The sequence below is a fragment of the Armatimonadota bacterium genome (assembly GCA_031081675.1).
In the GTDB taxonomy this organism is placed as follows: domain Bacteria; phylum Sysuimicrobiota; class Sysuimicrobiia; order Sysuimicrobiales; family Kaftiobacteriaceae; genus Calidihabitans; species Calidihabitans tengchongensis.
The window spans coordinates 42,113-56,737 of sequence record JAVHLZ010000016.1; the positions used below are offsets into that span (position 1 = coordinate 42,113).

At 71.8% G+C, this 14,625-nt stretch carries 17 protein-coding genes; 6 read left to right on the top strand and 11 right to left on the bottom strand.

Annotated features, from left to right (window positions below):
• Positions 1-18: 18 nt before the first annotated feature.
• The 6 genes from RB150_07530 to RB150_07555 all read left to right on the top strand — a co-directional run bounded on the left by RB150_07530 (position 19) and on the right by RB150_07555 (position 5,171).
• Positions 19-1,656 (top strand): sensor histidine kinase, encoded by a 1,638-nt coding sequence (locus tag RB150_07530; GenBank protein MDQ7820385.1) that lies wholly within the window; start codon positions 19-21, stop codon positions 1,654-1,656.
• Entirely contained in the window at positions 1,628-2,290 is a 663-nt protein-coding gene (locus RB150_07535; protein ID MDQ7820386.1) for a response regulator transcription factor, read from the top strand. Before RB150_07530 ends, RB150_07535 begins: the two co-directional genes overlap by 29 nt.
• A 244-nt stretch (positions 2,291-2,534) precedes the next feature.
• Positions 2,535-2,897 (top strand): hypothetical protein, encoded by a 363-nt coding sequence (locus RB150_07540; protein ID MDQ7820387.1) that lies wholly within the window; start codon positions 2,535-2,537, stop codon positions 2,895-2,897.
• 14 nt (positions 2,898-2,911) lie between these two features.
• On the top strand, positions 2,912-3,154 hold the full coding sequence (locus tag RB150_07545) for a hypothetical protein (GenBank protein ID MDQ7820388.1): 243 nt from the start codon (positions 2,912-2,914) through the stop codon (positions 3,152-3,154).
• 395 nt (positions 3,155-3,549) lie between these two features.
• A complete protein-coding gene (locus RB150_07550) occupies positions 3,550-4,443 on the top strand; it encodes a cytochrome c3 family protein (GenBank protein ID MDQ7820389.1) in 894 nt (297 codons plus the stop codon).
• A complete protein-coding gene (locus RB150_07555; GenBank protein ID MDQ7820390.1) occupies positions 4,440-5,171 on the top strand; it encodes a cytochrome C in 732 nt (243 codons plus the stop codon). The genes RB150_07550 and RB150_07555 overlap by 4 nt, the downstream gene beginning before the upstream one ends.
• 4 nt (positions 5,172-5,175) lie before the next feature.
• On the opposite strand, the gene RB150_07560 is transcribed toward RB150_07555, so the two are convergent.
• The 11 genes from RB150_07560 to RB150_07610 form a co-directional block, all read right to left on the bottom strand.
• Positions 5,176-5,853: a response regulator transcription factor gene (locus RB150_07560; GenBank protein ID MDQ7820391.1), complete on the bottom strand. Its 678-nt coding sequence runs from the start codon at positions 5,851-5,853 to the stop codon at positions 5,176-5,178.
• Positions 5,825-7,699 carry a histidine kinase gene (locus RB150_07565; protein ID MDQ7820392.1) on the bottom strand — a complete coding sequence of 625 codons (1,875 nt, stop codon included), beginning with the start codon at positions 7,697-7,699 and terminating at the stop codon, positions 5,825-5,827. The genes RB150_07560 and RB150_07565 overlap by 29 nt, the downstream gene beginning before the upstream one ends.
• A 48-nt stretch (positions 7,700-7,747) precedes the next feature.
• Positions 7,748-8,869, bottom strand: a complete 1,122-nt coding sequence (gene hybB, locus RB150_07570) for a Ni/Fe-hydrogenase cytochrome b subunit (GenBank protein MDQ7820393.1) — start codon at positions 8,867-8,869, stop codon at positions 7,748-7,750.
• A complete protein-coding gene (locus tag RB150_07575) occupies positions 8,869-9,744 on the bottom strand; it encodes a 4Fe-4S dicluster domain-containing protein (GenBank protein ID MDQ7820394.1) in 876 nt (291 codons plus the stop codon). The genes hybB and RB150_07575 overlap by 1 nt, the downstream gene beginning before the upstream one ends.
• Before the next feature lie 13 nt (positions 9,745-9,757).
• A complete protein-coding gene (locus tag RB150_07580) occupies positions 9,758-10,051 on the bottom strand; it encodes a hypothetical protein (GenBank protein ID MDQ7820395.1) in 294 nt (97 codons plus the stop codon).
• Between the two features lie 289 nt (positions 10,052-10,340).
• A complete protein-coding gene (locus RB150_07585) occupies positions 10,341-10,502 on the bottom strand; it encodes a hypothetical protein (GenBank protein ID MDQ7820396.1) in 162 nt (53 codons plus the stop codon).
• Between the two features lie 149 nt (positions 10,503-10,651).
• The gene (locus tag RB150_07590; protein ID MDQ7820397.1) at positions 10,652-10,993 is read right to left on the bottom strand and encodes a hypothetical protein; all 342 of its coding nucleotides are present in this window, start codon (positions 10,991-10,993) and stop codon (positions 10,652-10,654) included.
• A gap of 139 nt (positions 10,994-11,132) precedes the next feature.
• Positions 11,133-12,269 carry a hypothetical protein gene (locus tag RB150_07595; GenBank protein MDQ7820398.1) on the bottom strand — a complete coding sequence of 379 codons (1,137 nt, stop codon included), beginning with the start codon at positions 12,267-12,269 and terminating at the stop codon, positions 11,133-11,135.
• 46 nt (positions 12,270-12,315) lie between these two features.
• A complete protein-coding gene (locus tag RB150_07600) occupies positions 12,316-12,543 on the bottom strand; it encodes a helix-turn-helix domain-containing protein (GenBank protein MDQ7820399.1) in 228 nt (75 codons plus the stop codon).
• A 260-nt stretch (positions 12,544-12,803) separates the two neighbouring features.
• Positions 12,804-14,021 carry a radical SAM protein gene (locus tag RB150_07605; protein MDQ7820400.1) on the bottom strand — a complete coding sequence of 406 codons (1,218 nt, stop codon included), beginning with the start codon at positions 14,019-14,021 and terminating at the stop codon, positions 12,804-12,806.
• 85 nt (positions 14,022-14,106) lie between these two features.
• The gene (locus RB150_07610; protein MDQ7820401.1) at positions 14,107-14,460 is read right to left on the bottom strand and encodes a hypothetical protein; all 354 of its coding nucleotides are present in this window, start codon (positions 14,458-14,460) and stop codon (positions 14,107-14,109) included.
• Between the last annotated feature and the right edge of the window lie 165 nt (positions 14,461-14,625).

The following is a 14,625-nucleotide window of genomic DNA, read 5'->3' on the forward strand; positions in this document are numbered from 1 at the left end:
GCGCCTAGGATGGAACGGGTGATCGGGGTGGCGGTCCCCCGGCTGGTCCTGGTCTTCTTCGTCTACGGCCTGGCCTTCTTCGCCATGGGCCTGGCCATCGCCCTGGAGGCCCGCCGATCCAGCGAGCTGCGCCTGGCCCGCAGCCTGGGCTACCTGGCCGCTTTCGGCCTCCTGCACGCCGGGGTGGAGTGGATCGACATGTGGCTGCTGCTGCCCCTGACCCTGTCACCGGCCACCGTCACGGCCCTGCGGATGGGCCGCCTGTCGCTGTTCGCGGCCGGCACCCTGCTCCTGGCCGCGTTCGGCACCTCCCTGATCGGCCACCTGGCTCCGCGGTACCGGTGGGTGCGGTGGATTCCCCCGCTCCTGTTCGCCTTCTGGCTGGGGTACTGGGCCGTGGGCCCCCACGTGAACGTGCTGGCCGCCCCGGGGCGGTCCCCCTGGGGGCCGTCGTGCCTGCGCTGCCACGACGGCGTCGCCCTGCCCTCGCGGACCGAGGCGTGGGCACCGTCGGTGGCGGTGGCGGACATCTGGGCGCGGTACCTGATCTACCTGCCCGGCTCGCTGTTTGCGGCGGCCGGCCTCGCCCTGCAGGCGCGCCGGTTCGAGCAGGGAGGGTACGCCCGCATCGCCCGGGACTGCCGGTGGATGGCCGGGGCGTTCGTCGCCAACGGGGCCGTGGCCGGGCTGATCGTCCCCCCCGCCGCGTTTCCGCCCGCCTCGTGGCTGAACTACGACCGCTTCCTCTCGGTGGTGGGGGTTCCGCCCCAGGTCTTCCGCGCCGCGCTGGCGGGCGTCATTGCCTTCTTCGGGGTACGGGTGCTGCGGGTGTTCGACCTGGAGTACGCGCGCCGGCTGGCCGAGGCTCAGGAGGGCCGCCTGCGGGCCCAGGCCGAGGCGCTGGAGATCGCCCGGAAGGCGGCCGCCGACGCCGCCGCGTGGAGCCGGGAACTGGAAGCCAAGGTCAGGGAACGGACCGAGGAGTTGTTCGAGCAGGTCCGCCGCCTGGCCATCCTGGAAGAGAGGGACCGGCTGGCCCGGGAGCTCCACGACAGCCTGGGACAGGTCCTGGGGTTCGTCAACCTCAAGGCCAAGGTGGCCGAGGCCCTGATCGCGCGGGGGCGGGCCGCCGAGGCGGGCGAGGAACTGAGCCAGATGCGGACGGCGGTGCAGGAAGCGTACGAGGAGGTGCGCCAGGCGATCCTGAGCCTGCGCACGGCTCCGCAGCCCCGGGGGCTGGTGGCCGCCCTGCGGGAGTACGTGGAACGGATGCGGGAGCAGACCGGGCTGGACATCCGTCTGGAGGCCCCCGGGGAGATCCGCCTCTCCCCGGCCGCCGAGACCCAGGTGATCCGCATCGTGCAGGAGGCCCTCACCAACGTCCGCAAGCACGCCCGGGCCACCCGGGTATGGGTGCGGTTTGCCCGGGAGGGGACGGGCACCCTGGTCACGGTGAGCGACGACGGCCAGGGGTTCGATCTGGCGCAGGTCCAGAGCGCCCCGGGAGCGCGCTTCGGCCTGGTGACCATGCGCGAGCGGGCCGAGAGCGTGGGCGGCACGCTGACGGTGGACACGGCGCCGGGCCGGGGGACCACGGTGCGGGTGTTCATCCCGGGAGGGGAGACCGATGGAACGCATTCGGGTTCTGGTGGCTGACGACCACGCCCTGTTCCGCCGGGGCGTCACGGCCCTGCTGGCCGGGCGGGAGGACATGGAGGTGGTGGGGGAGGCAGCCGACGGGGAGGAGGCCATCGAGCGCGCCCGGGAACTGATGCCCGACGTCATCCTCATGGACATCAAGATGCCGGGCGTGGATGGGCTGGCCGCCACCCGCCGGATCAAGGCCGAGATGCCCTACGTGAAGATCCTCATGCTGACGGTCTCCGAGACCGACGAGGACCTGTTTGAGGCCATCAAGGCCGGGGCGTCGGGGTACCTGCTGAAGAACGTCGATCCCGAGTACCTGGTGGCCTGCCTGCGGCAGGCCCAGCGGGGAGAAGTCCCCATCGCCCCCACCATGGCCAGCAAGATCCTGCGGGAACTGGCCGCTCCCCCCGAGCCGGCCCCGCCGCTCACGGCGCGGGAGCGACAGGTGCTGGAGCTGCTGGCCGCCGGCAAGTCCAACAAGGAGATCGCCCTGGACCTGAAGATCTCCGAAAACACCGTCAAGAACCACCTGCGCAACATCCTGGAAAAGCTCCACCTGCAGAACCGGGTTCAGGCGGCCCTGTACGCCGTCCGCATGGGCCTGGTGCCCCCTCCCGGCGAGCCCCCCCAGCCGTCCTCCTAGTCCGTCCGGGCGGGGCCGCCTGACCACCCCTGGCGGCGCGCCCCGGTCCGCAGCCTGATCTGCGGGCGCTGGAGAGGAGGGGCCCGCGCCCATCCAGGCGTGGGACACGGGGGCGCCCGACGGGTCTGCGCCCGCCCCGTCCCGGAGGCGGGACGTTCCCCGCCCACACTGACGCTCTCAAATCACCCCGTCACTCGATAGGCCAAAGACGCCGGCGGCCGTACGGTCGAGGTGGAGGTGGGCCGTGCGGCCGCGGGTGTTCATCTGGTACAGCCATCCCCTGTTTGCCAGCGCCATCGAGTCGCTGCTGCACCGGCAGGGGATGGAGTGTGCCGGGGCGGCCTCCCACCCCGAGCAGGTCCTCCCGGCCATTGCCCGGACGCGGCCAGACGTGGTGGTGGCCGACCCGGTGGTGGAGCGGGAGCACGCGCACGCCGTGGCCGAGCTCATCCGCACCTGCGAGCCGATCCGGGTGCTGGTCCTGGATCCGCTGGACGATGTGATGCGCATCTACGACAGCCGCGGGTGCGGCGCGACGCGCCTGGATGCAGTGGTCCGGGCGATTGAGGAAGCCGCGGGGCGGGCGGCGTCGTCCGCCTCGGGATGAAAGGGGGGAGAACGGTGCACCCGGTGGGCATTGCCCTGGCGTTCCTGGTGTTCTGGTCGCTGGTGGCCGCCGGCGCCTTCCTGTGCACGGCGTGCCTGCGGCGGCTGGTGCGCTGGCAGCAGGCCCTGGCGGGAAGCGGCCGGGTGGCTCTGACCGAGGGTGTGGGAGTTGTCCTGCACCTGGTGGGTCTGGCCACCGGGGCGACCCTGGTGGCCGCCGGCCTGTACGCCACCTACGTGGTGCTGATGGCCCGGTAGATCGCCCCGGAGGCGCCGGGCGACCGGGGGCGGTCCCCCGGCCTCGACGCCGCCTCGATGACGGCCGGGCCAGCCCTCAGGGGAGGTGAGCACTGTGGAGGAACGCAACCCCACGCTGGAGATCGTCGCCACGCTGGCCGTGGTTCTGGCCACGGCGTTTGTGGCTACATTCCTGGTTTCCCTGATCAATACCGTCTGCCGCTAGGATCTCCGCAGCCGCCAGGCGATCCCGGGGACTCACGAGGCTCTGACCGCGCGGCGGACAGGCACTGCCACACACCCGCTGGAGTGCGCGAGACCTCCTCCCCATTCTAGGTCTGCGGGCGGACCCCGGATCCAGTAACCGCCCGATGGCTCTCCCCTGCGATGCCCCCTATGGTGGAAGGGGATCACGGGTGAGTGACGCGCGCTGGGTTCCGCTCGCGGTGGCGGTGGTCCTGGCGGCCGCCGGGCCAGTTTTCTCCCAGGATGCGGACGTCTGCCTGAGCTGCCACGGGGCCGAGGGGCTGGTCCTGACGCTGCCCGGCGGGGAGACCCTGCCTGCGACCGTCGATCGCGCGGTCGTCGACCGCTCGGTGCACGGAGGCCTGGGATGCGCGTCGTGCCACCCTGCCCAGACCTCCTATCCCCACCCGCCGGTGACCGCCCGCACCCGCCGGGACTTCACCGCCCGGGCCGCTCAGGTGTGCGCCACCTGCCACCCTGACCCCGCCGGCCAGTTCGACAGCAGCGTCCACGGCCGCGCCCAGGTCCTGGGCCTGGCCGACGCGCCGACCTGCGTCTCCTGCCACGGAGCTCACGAGGTGGTCCGGGCGCGGACCCCCGAGTTCCGGAACAACACGCCGCAGCTGTGCGGCAGCTGCCACGCCCGTCCGGAGATCATGGCCAAGTACGGCCTGCGGGCGGTGTACGAAACCTACATCAGCGAGTTCCACGGGGTGACCACCACCCTGTACCGGATCACCACGCCGGTGAGTCCCTCTCCGGCCGCCACCTGCTACGACTGCCACGGGGTGCACGACATCCGGGCAGCCGACGACCCTGCCTCCCGGGTGCACCCGTCCAACATCCTGGCCACCTGCCGGACCTGCCACCCGCAGGCCGGCCAGTACTTCGCCACCGCCTGGACCGAGCACCGGGCCCCGGGACCTGACGCGGCTCCCCTGGTCTACTACGTGCAGCTGTTTTACCGGGTCCTTATTCCGTCGGTGGTGGGGTTCCTGACGGTGCTCACGGTGCTGGACCTCGGCCGGTGGGCGGGCGACCAGCTGCGGAGGAACCGCCGATGAGCGCCGGGGGTCGACCGGAGGTGGAGCGGTTCACCCTGGCCCAGCGGGTCGAGCACTTCGTGCTGATCATCACCTTCAACGTGCTGGCCTTCACGGGCCTGCCCCAGAAGTACTTCTGGACTCCCTGGGCCCAGGCCATCATCCGCGCCCTGGGCGGGATCGAGCGGACCCGGCTGATCCACCGGACGTTCGCCGTGGTGCTCATCCTGGAAGGCCTGTACCACCTGGGGGCCGTGCTGCGGGCGCGGCGGGCCGGCCGGGAGCGGGGACCGGCGGGCATGGGCGTGACGTTCCAGGATGTCCGAAACGTGGTCGCCGATATCGCCTATCTGCTGGGCCTGCGGGCCGAGCGGCCGGCCTTTGACCGGTACGACTATCGCCAGAAGTTCGAGTACTGGGCCGTGGTGTGGGGCACGGTGATCATGGCCACCACCGGCCTGATCATGTGGTTCCCCGAGGTCATCACCCGGTGGGTGCCGGGGGTGGTGGTGCCGGCCGCCCGGGTGGCCCACGGGGGCGAGGCCCTGCTGGCGGTCCTGGCGGTCATCCTCTGGCACTTCTACAACGCGCACTTCCGCCCCGAGGTCTTCCCCATGGACCCCGCCATGTGGACTGGCCGCATCGACCTGGAACGCCTGCGGCGGGAGCACCGGGCTGAGTACGAGCGCCTGGTGGAGCAGGGGGTGCGTCCCTCCGGGCCGCCCGACTCCTCAGGCGGCGCCGGTTGACGCCCTAGCCCGGGGGGGTCGGGGACGGCCCCTCGGGCTCCACAAGTCCCTTGCGGACGGCGTAGGCGATCAGCTGGGCGGGGCGGTGCAGGTCCAATTTTTCCATGATCCGCTGGCGGTACGCCTGCACCGTCTTCACCGACAGATGGAGCAGCCGGCCGATCTCGGCGCTGGTGTAGCCTTCGGCGACCAGTTTGAGGATCTCCCGCTCCCGCGGGGTGAGGGTCTCGTAGGCTCCGGCGTCCTCGCCGCTTTCGACCCGGCGGAGGTAGTCGGTGACCAGCGCCGTGGCCATGGAGGGGTACAGGTACGTTTCCCCCCGGGCGGCGGCCTCGATGGCCTCCACCAGCTCGGCCGGACGGGCTTTCTTCAGCACGTACCCGCACGCCCCGGCCCGCAGCATCTGGAAGAAGTACTCCTCGTTCTCGTGGACGGTCAGGCCCAGGACCGCCACATCGGGAAACTCCTCCTTGATCCTCCGGGTGGCCTCCACCCCGCCCATCCGCGGCATGGCCACGTCCATCAGGACCACGTCGGGGCGCAGCGTCCGGACCAGGTCCAGGGCGGCCAGGCCGTCCTCGGCCTCACCCACCACTTCCACGGCGGGGGAGGACTGCAGCAGGGACCGGATGCCGGCCCGGACCAGGGTGTGGTCATCCACGATGAGCACGCGCAGCGGCACGGGCGTCCTCCTCCGCCGGCGGGGGCGGGACCGGGATGTCCGCGCGCACCACGGTCCCTCCTCCCGGCCGGGAGTCGATGCTCAGCGTTCCCCCCACCAGGGCCACGCGCTCCTGCATGCCCAGCAGTCCCAGCCGGCGCCGGCTGGGGTCGGCCAGGGAGGCGGCCACGTCGAACCCGACCCCGTCGTCGTGTATCTCCAGCCGCACCGCCGTCCCGGTGAACTCCAGGGACACGGCCGCGTGCCGGGCGCGGCTGTGCCGGGCGATGTTGGTGATGGCCTCCTGGGCGATGCGGAAGACCGTGGTTTCCACCTCGCGGGGCAGCCGCCGGGCTCCGAATCCGGTGGCGTGGATGTGCACCTGCACCCCGGCGGGCTCCAGGAGGTTCCTGGCGTAGTACCTCACCGCCGGGATCAGGCCCAGGTCATCCAGCAGGGTCGGGCGCAGGGCGAAGATGATCTTGCGCACGTCCTCCAGGGTCTGCTCCACCACCGACCGGATCCCCGCCAGGGCACCCCGGGTTTCCTGATGTTCCGGCAGGGCCTCCTCGGCGGCGTGGATCCGCATCATGAGGCTGGTGAGCGACTGGCTCACCTCGTCGTGCAGTTCCCGGGCGATGCGGGAGCGCTCCTCCTCGTGGGCCCGGAGCAGGCGGGCCACCAGCTCCCGACGCAACTGGTCCTGGGCGCGGACCTGGGCGAACAGGCTCACGTTGTCCATGGCGACCGCCAGCTGGGTGGCCACCGTCTGGAGCAGGAGGACATCCGACGCCTGGAAGGGCCGCGGGTCGCGGCGGACGACGACCATCGCTCCCAGCTCCCGGTCGCGAGTCCGCAGGGGGATTGTCACCGTGGCCCCCAGGCCCCGGATCCCCGGAAGGGCGGCAGGCGGCCCGCTCCCGGTGGCGGCCCGGGCCAGGGCGGTGCCCCACGGGTCGACGAGATCCGTGGCCCCGGCGCCGGCGACGGGGACTGCCGCCTCTCCCTCCCACCCGTAAATCCGACAGGCGTCGGCACCCACGGCATCGCGCATGGCCTCGGCGGCCTCGGCCAGCGCCGACTGAAGGTCCTCGGCGGCGGTGAGGGCCCGGCTGAAGACCGTCAGGGTGGACAGCCGCCGGGTCAGGTCGGCGACCTGCGCGTGCAGGCTGGAGGTGGACTGCTCGATGCGGGCGCTCATGTCGTTGAACGCGGCGGCCAGCAACCCCAGCTCGTCCGCGGACTGGACCGACGCCCGGGCGGTGAAGTTTCCGCGGGTGACCTCCCGCACGGCCGCGACGATGGTGGACAGGGGCTCCAGGACGAACCGGCCCAGCAGGACGCTGAGGGTCCCCAGGGCGAGCAGGAAGGTGAATCCCACCAGGCCCGCGAGCATCCGGGCGGTGGACCGCAGGTGCTCGGCCACCTGCCCGGTTCCCAGGGTCACGCCGATGGCTCCCAGGATCGGGCGGCCCGCCGGGTGGCAGGCGTGGCACTCGCGGCGGTTGGGGATGGGGACCAGCACCAGCAGCTCGCCGGCGGCCGGGTACTCCGCGGTCGCCGGCCGGCCCGTGGCGATCACCTGAGCCAGCAGCGCCGACGGCCGCGGGGCCCCGACCTCGCCGGTGTGGGAGGACGCCCAGATGCGTCCTCCGGGCGAGAAGACGGTCACCCGGTGCACCACTGGCACTTCCTCGATGTGCCGGATGATCTGCTTGGTTTCGTCGGGGTTGTTGTTGATCATGGTGGTCATCAGGCTGTGCAGCACGGTCCCCGCCACCGTCTGGGCCATGACCTCGAACTGGCGCAGGGCGGCCCGGCGCTGAAACACCACCAGGGCGTAAATGGAAAACCCCCCGACCACCACAACGAGGGTAACAATCCACAGGGTGATCTTCAGGTGGAGCCGCAGCGGCTATCCCCCCGCGTATTCCTCCGATCGCTCCACGAAGACGGGAAGGTGCTCGGCAATCCACAGGTAGGCCAGCACGCCGGCGGACACGATGCCCAGGGTGACTGTCACCTCCATCCACGAGGGCACGTACGTGGCGCCGCTGCCCGCCCACATGCCGGTGATGGCCACGTTGAGCCTGTTGAGGACGACACCGCTGACCACCAGGGCCGCGGCGGTGACTACCGTGCCCGGCCTCAGTGCGACCGGCAGGGCCAGCAGGATCAGGGGCAGGATCACCCCGACCGCCATCTCCACCCAGAACAGGGTCCCTTCCACCGTGCGGGGAGTCGCCAGGGAAAGTGCATCCCGGAGGACCAGATCCACCACCCGCACGCCCAGGTACAGGGTGAGGACCACCGCCATGGCCCGTCCCAGGTCCGCGAGCAGAGGAAATTCCAGGGGGCGGCGGAAGGCCCGGGCGCTGAGGGCGGCCTCCACGGTCACCATGGCCGGCCCGACCGCCACCGCCGACAGGAAGAACAGGACCGGCAGCAGCGGCGTGTACCACAGGGGGTGCAATTTCCCGGGGACGATCAGGAACAACGATCCCAGGGAGGACTGGTGCAGGGTGGAGAGGATGACCCCGGCCACCACCAGCGGGGGCAGCGACGCCCGGGCGATGGACAGCAGGGTGGTCCACCCCAGCCGCTCCAGGACCATGATGCCGAACTCCAGGGCCAGGACCAGCGTGTACAGCATCACGCACCACGCGACCTCGAACATGACCGAGTGGGGGTTCCACATGATCAAGGGGTGCCAGATGCGGTACGGCCGGCCCAGGTCCACCAGCAGGGCCGCGATCACCAGCAGGTAACCCAGGAACCCCGTCACGATGGCGGGGCGCAGCAGCGGGCGGTAGCGCTCGTTGTGCAGGACGTACACCGTGGCCGCCATGGTGAACCCTCCGGCGGCCAGGGCCACCCCGCACAGGACGTCAAACCCCACCCACAGTCCCCAGGGGAAGCGGTCGGACAGGCGGGTCACCGCGCCCAGCCCGCGGGCGTAGCGGACACCGCTGATGAGTGCGGCAGCCGCCACCAGGATCCACAGGATCGTCCGGCCGGGCGTGAGCCGTCGGGCCATCAGTGGCCACCTCCGTTCAGGTTAATGCGCCGGCGCAGGAAGAACTCCAGAGCGCTGAGGGTGGCGCCGATGACGATCACCAGGGTCGGCACCTTGCCCAGCGCCTTCCAGGTGTAGGCGGGCAGCGGCTCCCGGACCACGACCGGGAACCCCAGCTCCTCGAAGGGGACGTCGCTCACGTACAGCCACGAGGTCCCCCCGGCCTCCTCGGCGCCGTAGATGGCGGGCACGTAGCGGTCGGGCGACTCGGCGATCCGGCGGGCGGCCTCGGCCAGGATCGCCTCCCGCGGCCCGACCTGGAGCGCCCGCATCGGACACGCCTCCACGCAGGCGGGGGGCTCCCCCCGGGCCAGCCGCTCCGCGCACAGGTTGCACTTCTGGATGCGCGGCAGAGGCCGGTCCCACTCAAAGCGGGGCACCTGAAAGGGACAGGCCAGCATGCAGTACCGGCATCCCAGGCAGCGGCTGGCGTCGTAGACCACCGGCCCCTCGGGCGTCTTGCGCAGGGCGGCCACGGGACAGGCCGAGGCGCACGCCGGTTCCAGGCAGTGCATGCACTGTACCTTATAGGTGCGCCGGTCGGCTCCCGCATCGCCCAGGTTCAGGTGGCTGCGCGGCTGCCGCAGGGGGCGGACCCGGATGTAGGTCCAGGCGGTGGGGCCCAGGTCAGACGACTCCCGCTCGGGGAATCCGTGGTAGCGCTTGCACGCCATCTCGCAGGACCGGCACCCCACGCACCGGGCCACGTCCACCAGGACGCCGACGGCGGGCGCGGCCCGCCGCCGGGCGGTGGCCGGGCGCGTCGGAGACAGCACGGTCACCCCCACGGCGCTGGCCGCCGCCAGGTGCAGGAACTGACGTCGGGTCAGCGCCATCCCGGGTCAGCTCCTACCGCCAGCTGGCGACCAGGGCCGAGATGAAGAAGACCGACAGCCCCACGACCACGGCCCCCAGGACCACGCCGGAGATCGCCTCTTCCACCCCCGCCAGGGTGCCCCGACTGCGGGCGATCATCACAAGACCCGTGATTCCCAGCAGCAGGGCCGCGGCCCCCAGCACGCAGTTGACCCCTGGCAGCCAGCACAGCCGCAGGCCGGTCAGGCCCAGGGTGAAGCTCAGGGCGGCCACCGGGCAGACCGGACACTCCTGCCGCCTCCGGACCAGGTCGCGGACGGACAGCATGGCACTCACCTCCGCCCCGACCGTACGCGGAGAGAGTGCCGGCCGCAGTGGGAGATCTCCCGGGAGCCGGCGGGGAGGGCTCCCGGATCCGGAGCGTGCGCCTCCCGGACATGGCCGTCTTCATCTCCCATACTAGATGGGGGCGCGTTCCGGCCCCAGCAGGCCGCCTGCGGATTGTGGCTAGTCCGTTCTGGCTAGGAAGACTCGGGGCCGGCGGAACCTTGCGCCTGGCTTGGGCTCGAGCAGTGCCCGCGGAGAGGAGGTCTCCGCGCAGCGGACCGGGGGACACTCACGCGGAGGGTTCGGTCTCCTCCGGGGAGGGTTCGCGGCCCCAGTAACAGTCGTCGCACAGACGCACCCGGATTCCCCGGGTCTCCAGTTCCCGGGTCGCCCGGCGCAGGCCGCACCGGGCGCAGGTGTCGGTGGGGTGGATCTCGCGCTCTGCCGCCATGGCGCACCTCCCGTCTGCCGGTCAGGCCGGCACCTCCATGGTCGAACTGCCGGAGGCGGCCGTCCATCGGGCGGGAGGCCGATCGCACCCCGGTGTCCACCCGAGGGCCGCCTCCGGCCGGCGCCGGAGTGGGGGCGGGTGGCTGTCCGTCAGGCGGAACGCGCGGTGGAGGCGGCGGACTGCCGGCGGCGCAGGCGCAGCAGAGCCTGCAACGGGCTTTCCACGGAGATCAGGCACACCCCGTAAAACCCCGCGCCCAGCCGGACCAGGATCAGTTCCCCCTCCCGCTGCAGCGCCCCCAGGGCCGGGGACCACTCGTCCGCGACGAAATCGTAGGGGACCTCCGGGATCTCCTCAAAGGCGCGGAAGCAGCTGTGGCAGTAGTAGATGCGCGGCTGGCGGGCGCGGGAGGTATAGCGGGAACCGCACCACGGGCACCGGGGGAGGTCCGGCAGGCGGTGAATGGACGGCCGGAAGAACACCTCGGGCATCGCAGCCCGCCCCTCCACCTGTAGCGTACCGCGCCGTCAGCCGGGATGCCATCGGGCGGCGGGCCGATTCCTCCGTCAGGCTGAACGAAGGCGGGCGGCCGGACGGCCGCCCGCCTTCCGAACGAGGGCGCCTGCCCGGTCAGCGCAGGGCGTCCAGCGTGGCCAGCAGGACCGTGCGGGCAAAGCGGGGGTTGTGCACGCCGAAGCTGTCGTCTCCCTCGATCAAGAAGTAGTTCCAGCCTGCCCGCACGATGGGATCGCTGGTCGGGAAGACCGGCTTGCCGGCGGCATCCAGCACGCTGCCCAGCTGGCTGTACCAGGCTCCGCCGTCGCGCAGGGTGAACTTCAGCCCCTGCTGCCCGTGGATCTCCACCGGCTCCACCGACACGATCAGGGCCGGGTTGACCTTGAAGTTGTCCGTGTACCGGTCGGTCTGGGGGTCCCAGTTGCGGATGACGGCGATCTGGTCCTTGCGGGCCATCACCCGGGCGGCGATGGCCTTCTCCACCTCGTGCAGGAGCGTCTTGATGCCGGCCTGCACGCGCTCCACGGTGACCTCGGGCCCGTGGCAGCGGATGCAGATGCCCTCCGGCGCCCTGAAGGTGTGGCTCTCCTTGCTGAAGCGCATGTGGCACGTCACGCAGGCGTCCCCGATGAAGGTGGCGTGGGGCGAGATGGTGGCTTCCGCCGGGGGGACGAAGAAGGCGTTCTTGCCCATCAGCACGTCGGCCTGGGCCGCCGTGTGGGGCGCGGTCCAGCGCCTGGGGTCGTCGGCGTTCCAGGCGATGGCCCCGTTGCGGGTGTTGTGGCAGGTCATGCACTGGGCGCCCAGACCCACCCCGATGGCCCGGAAGCCTGACGGCAGGACCGGCGTCGTCTGTGTCACGCGGATGCTGAAGTCAGGCTTGTGGCACGCGGCGCAGGTCACCGGCCGCACCGAGAACCGGTTCAACCCCAGCATGGACAGATAGGGCACGTCGGCCGGGCTGCCGTCGGGCTTGGTGATCAGGCCGGGGTTGCCCTTCTCCAGCTGCGGCAGCCAGGCCAGGTAGCCCTGCTCGGCGTGGCAGCGGGCGCAGTGCGCCGCCGTCGCGCCCCGGCGTTCCACTGTGGCCTCGTCGCGGGCCAGCTCCCGGTTGGCGTGCCCGCTGCGCAGCCACTGGGCGCGCTGATCCGCCTGGGCCCGGACCGCCGCCGTTGTCCCCGCGAACACCAGGACGGCCGCCAGCAACCCCACCGCAGCCGCCCGCAGCATGACGCGCACCCGTCCGTTCATGGATGGCTTCCTCCTTGTCCTCCACTGTTGTCCGGGCTGCCCGCGATCATCCCGCCCGGCGGGCCGGGTGGACGCGCAACCACGCCTCGGCAATGCGCTCCACCTCCTCCCGCGGATAGCGCCGGCGGCCGCCCGGCGTCAGCACGTAGGGGAGCCGTCCCTCCCGCGTCCACCGGTAGATGGTGTGGGGCGAGACGTCGAACAACCGGGCGACCTCCGCCCGGGACAGGTAACGCCGGTCCGAGCCGGCGGGATTCTCCAGGGCCCCAGACATGTCCGCTCTCCGCGTCCCGCGCTCATCCTATGCGCGGGGCGCGCGCACCGTACATAATGCAACCGACCCAATCTTCCCCCGGGGCGCATCAGACCGTCTGGGGGGGGAGGGGTCGGGTCCGGACTGGAGGGCTCGGCCTTGCCCCCGGCGGCCAGGTGACCATCCCCCCGTCCCCGGGCGTGGCCGGGGCGCCCGACGCGGCCGCGACACCGCCGCTCCGGCTCCCCCGGGGTCCCTGCGACCGGAAGAGGTGCAGAAGCTCAGTAGATGAACTCGTCGATGTCGTAGCGGGCGACTTTGGGGCCCCGCAGCCGGGGGAACCGTAGCCCCTCCCGCAGCCGGCGGATCTGCTCCCGCATCTGCTGGGGGGTCAGGGGCTCCAGCCCGCGAGCCCGGGCGACGGCGGCGTAGTCGGAGTGGGGGCGCTCGACGAACGCCGAGAGGTAGATCAGGTCGCCCTCATCCAGCGGCAGGGCGTTGAGCAGCTGGAGCGTGCGATCCACGTGGCTGTCGGCGAACCTCCGCCCGCCCACGCCCGCCATGACGATCACCCCCACCTGCAGGCCCGCGGCCTTCAGTGTCCGGACCAGATCCAGGGCGTCCCGGGCCTGCTGGGGTTTGTTGAGCAGCCGCAGCAGATCGTCGTCACCCGTCTCCACCCCCAGGTACACCCGCCGCAGGCCGAGCTGGCGCAGCGCCCCGTAGTCCTCGGCAGACTTCTTCCGCCCCGTGAAGATGTCCAGGAAGGACACCACCGGCCGGGTGCCGTCGTCCGACAGACGGGAGCGGATGAGGTCGAGACGCTCCGCCAGGTCGGAGGTGGGCAGGACCAGGGCGTTGGCCTCGCCCAGGAAGATGGCCCGCCGCAGGGACAGTCCCTCCCCGAAGAACTGCCGGACCCCCTCCAGGTGGGCGCGCAGCTCGTCCGGAGTCTTGATGTGGAAGGGCACGCTCCGGTAGAAGGTGCAGAAGGTGCACCGGTTCCAGTGGCACCCTTCGGTCACCTGCACCACCACCGCCAGGTACTGGTCGGGCGGGAGGATGCCCACCGGTCGGTACACGGCCTGAAAGCGGGCGGCGTCCCGGCGGGCGGCGGAGGCGTCGAACGCGGCCGCGGCGGCCACCAGCCGCAGCGCGTCTGCTACCGAGGGGCGTCCCCGGGCCGTCCACAACAACTCGGCCTCCCCCCGCGCCAGGGCTGTCTGGGCCGCCGCAGCCGTTTCCGCCGCCCGGTCCAGGAACCGGTCCCGCTCGTCGGGAGGGAGCTCCCGGCGCATCGGCGTGCGCAGGCCGTCGAGGATCACGGTGTGCTTTTCCACCACGCGGTTATCCAGGGCCCGACGGTACAGACGCTGGTGGATCCAGGCGGCGAACAGGCGTCCGGAGCGGTCATAGGTATGGATGGCTTCGCCGCCGTCGCACGCTGTGATGACCAGGGAGCTGTCCTTGACGGTGACAACGTATGCCGGCCCGCCCACAGGACCAGCATGCCAGAAGCCCTCGGCACAGAGCCATCGGGTCCCTGCCCGAGGCCCGCAGGCATGGGCGAGGGCTGGACCCGTGTCAGGCGGCCCGGCGCAGTTCCGCCTCCCGGCGGAGGTGTCCGCCGACCAGCTGCAGGAGAGCCGGATGGCGCTCGATGAAGCGCAGCAACTTCCGGCCGTCTTCCCGGGCCCGGGCCCACACGATCAGGTATTCGGCGGCCGCGGCTCGCGCCCGTTCGCGCTCCTGCTGGTATGTCCGCAGGGCGTCAGCAGTGCGCTCGCGCTCCTGTTGCAGGATCCGGCGGGCCACCTGCACGGCACGGCGGTTGGCCTCCTGCTGGTCCCGCAGGATCTCCCGGTGCAGGGTGAGGTCCCGGCGGGCCAGAGTGCGCGCGCTGTGCAGGGCCTGACGGTGGACAGGCGGCGTGAACACCCGATACCACCCCCCGCCCACGGTAGGGGAGGGGCGGATCCGGTCCCATCGGACGGCGCCGGCATCGCGGGTGGCGCTTTGGAATCAGGACGATCTGGTCCGAACGGGGGAGAGCCCATCCGGGGCGGGATCGGAACACCCCGGAGGCTCGGGGACGGTGGGGGG

Coding starts and splice junctions, on each gene's coding strand:
- RB150_07535 (MDQ7820386.1), top strand. CDS start 1,628: ATGGAACGCATTCGGGTTCTGGTGGCTGACGACCACGCCCTGTTCCGC.
- RB150_07555 (MDQ7820390.1), top strand. CDS start 4,440: ATGAGCGCCGGGGGTCGACCGGAGGTGGAGCGGTTCACCCTGGCCCAG.
- hybB (MDQ7820393.1), bottom strand. CDS start 8,869: ATGGCCCGACGGCTCACGCCCGGCCGGACGATCCTGTGGATCCTGGTG.
- RB150_07575 (MDQ7820394.1), bottom strand. CDS start 9,744: ATGGCGCTGACCCGACGTCAGTTCCTGCACCTGGCGGCGGCCAGCGCC.
- RB150_07580 (MDQ7820395.1), bottom strand. CDS start 10,051: ATGCTGTCCGTCCGCGACCTGGTCCGGAGGCGGCAGGAGTGTCCGGTC.
- RB150_07585 (MDQ7820396.1), bottom strand. CDS start 10,502: ATGGCGGCAGAGCGCGAGATCCACCCCACCGACACCTGCGCCCGGTGC.
- RB150_07590 (MDQ7820397.1), bottom strand. CDS start 10,993: ATGCCCGAGGTGTTCTTCCGGCCGTCCATTCACCGCCTGCCGGACCTC.
- RB150_07595 (MDQ7820398.1), bottom strand. CDS start 12,269: ATGAACGGACGGGTGCGCGTCATGCTGCGGGCGGCTGCGGTGGGGTTG.
- RB150_07600 (MDQ7820399.1), bottom strand. CDS start 12,543: ATGTCTGGGGCCCTGGAGAATCCCGCCGGCTCGGACCGGCGTTACCTG.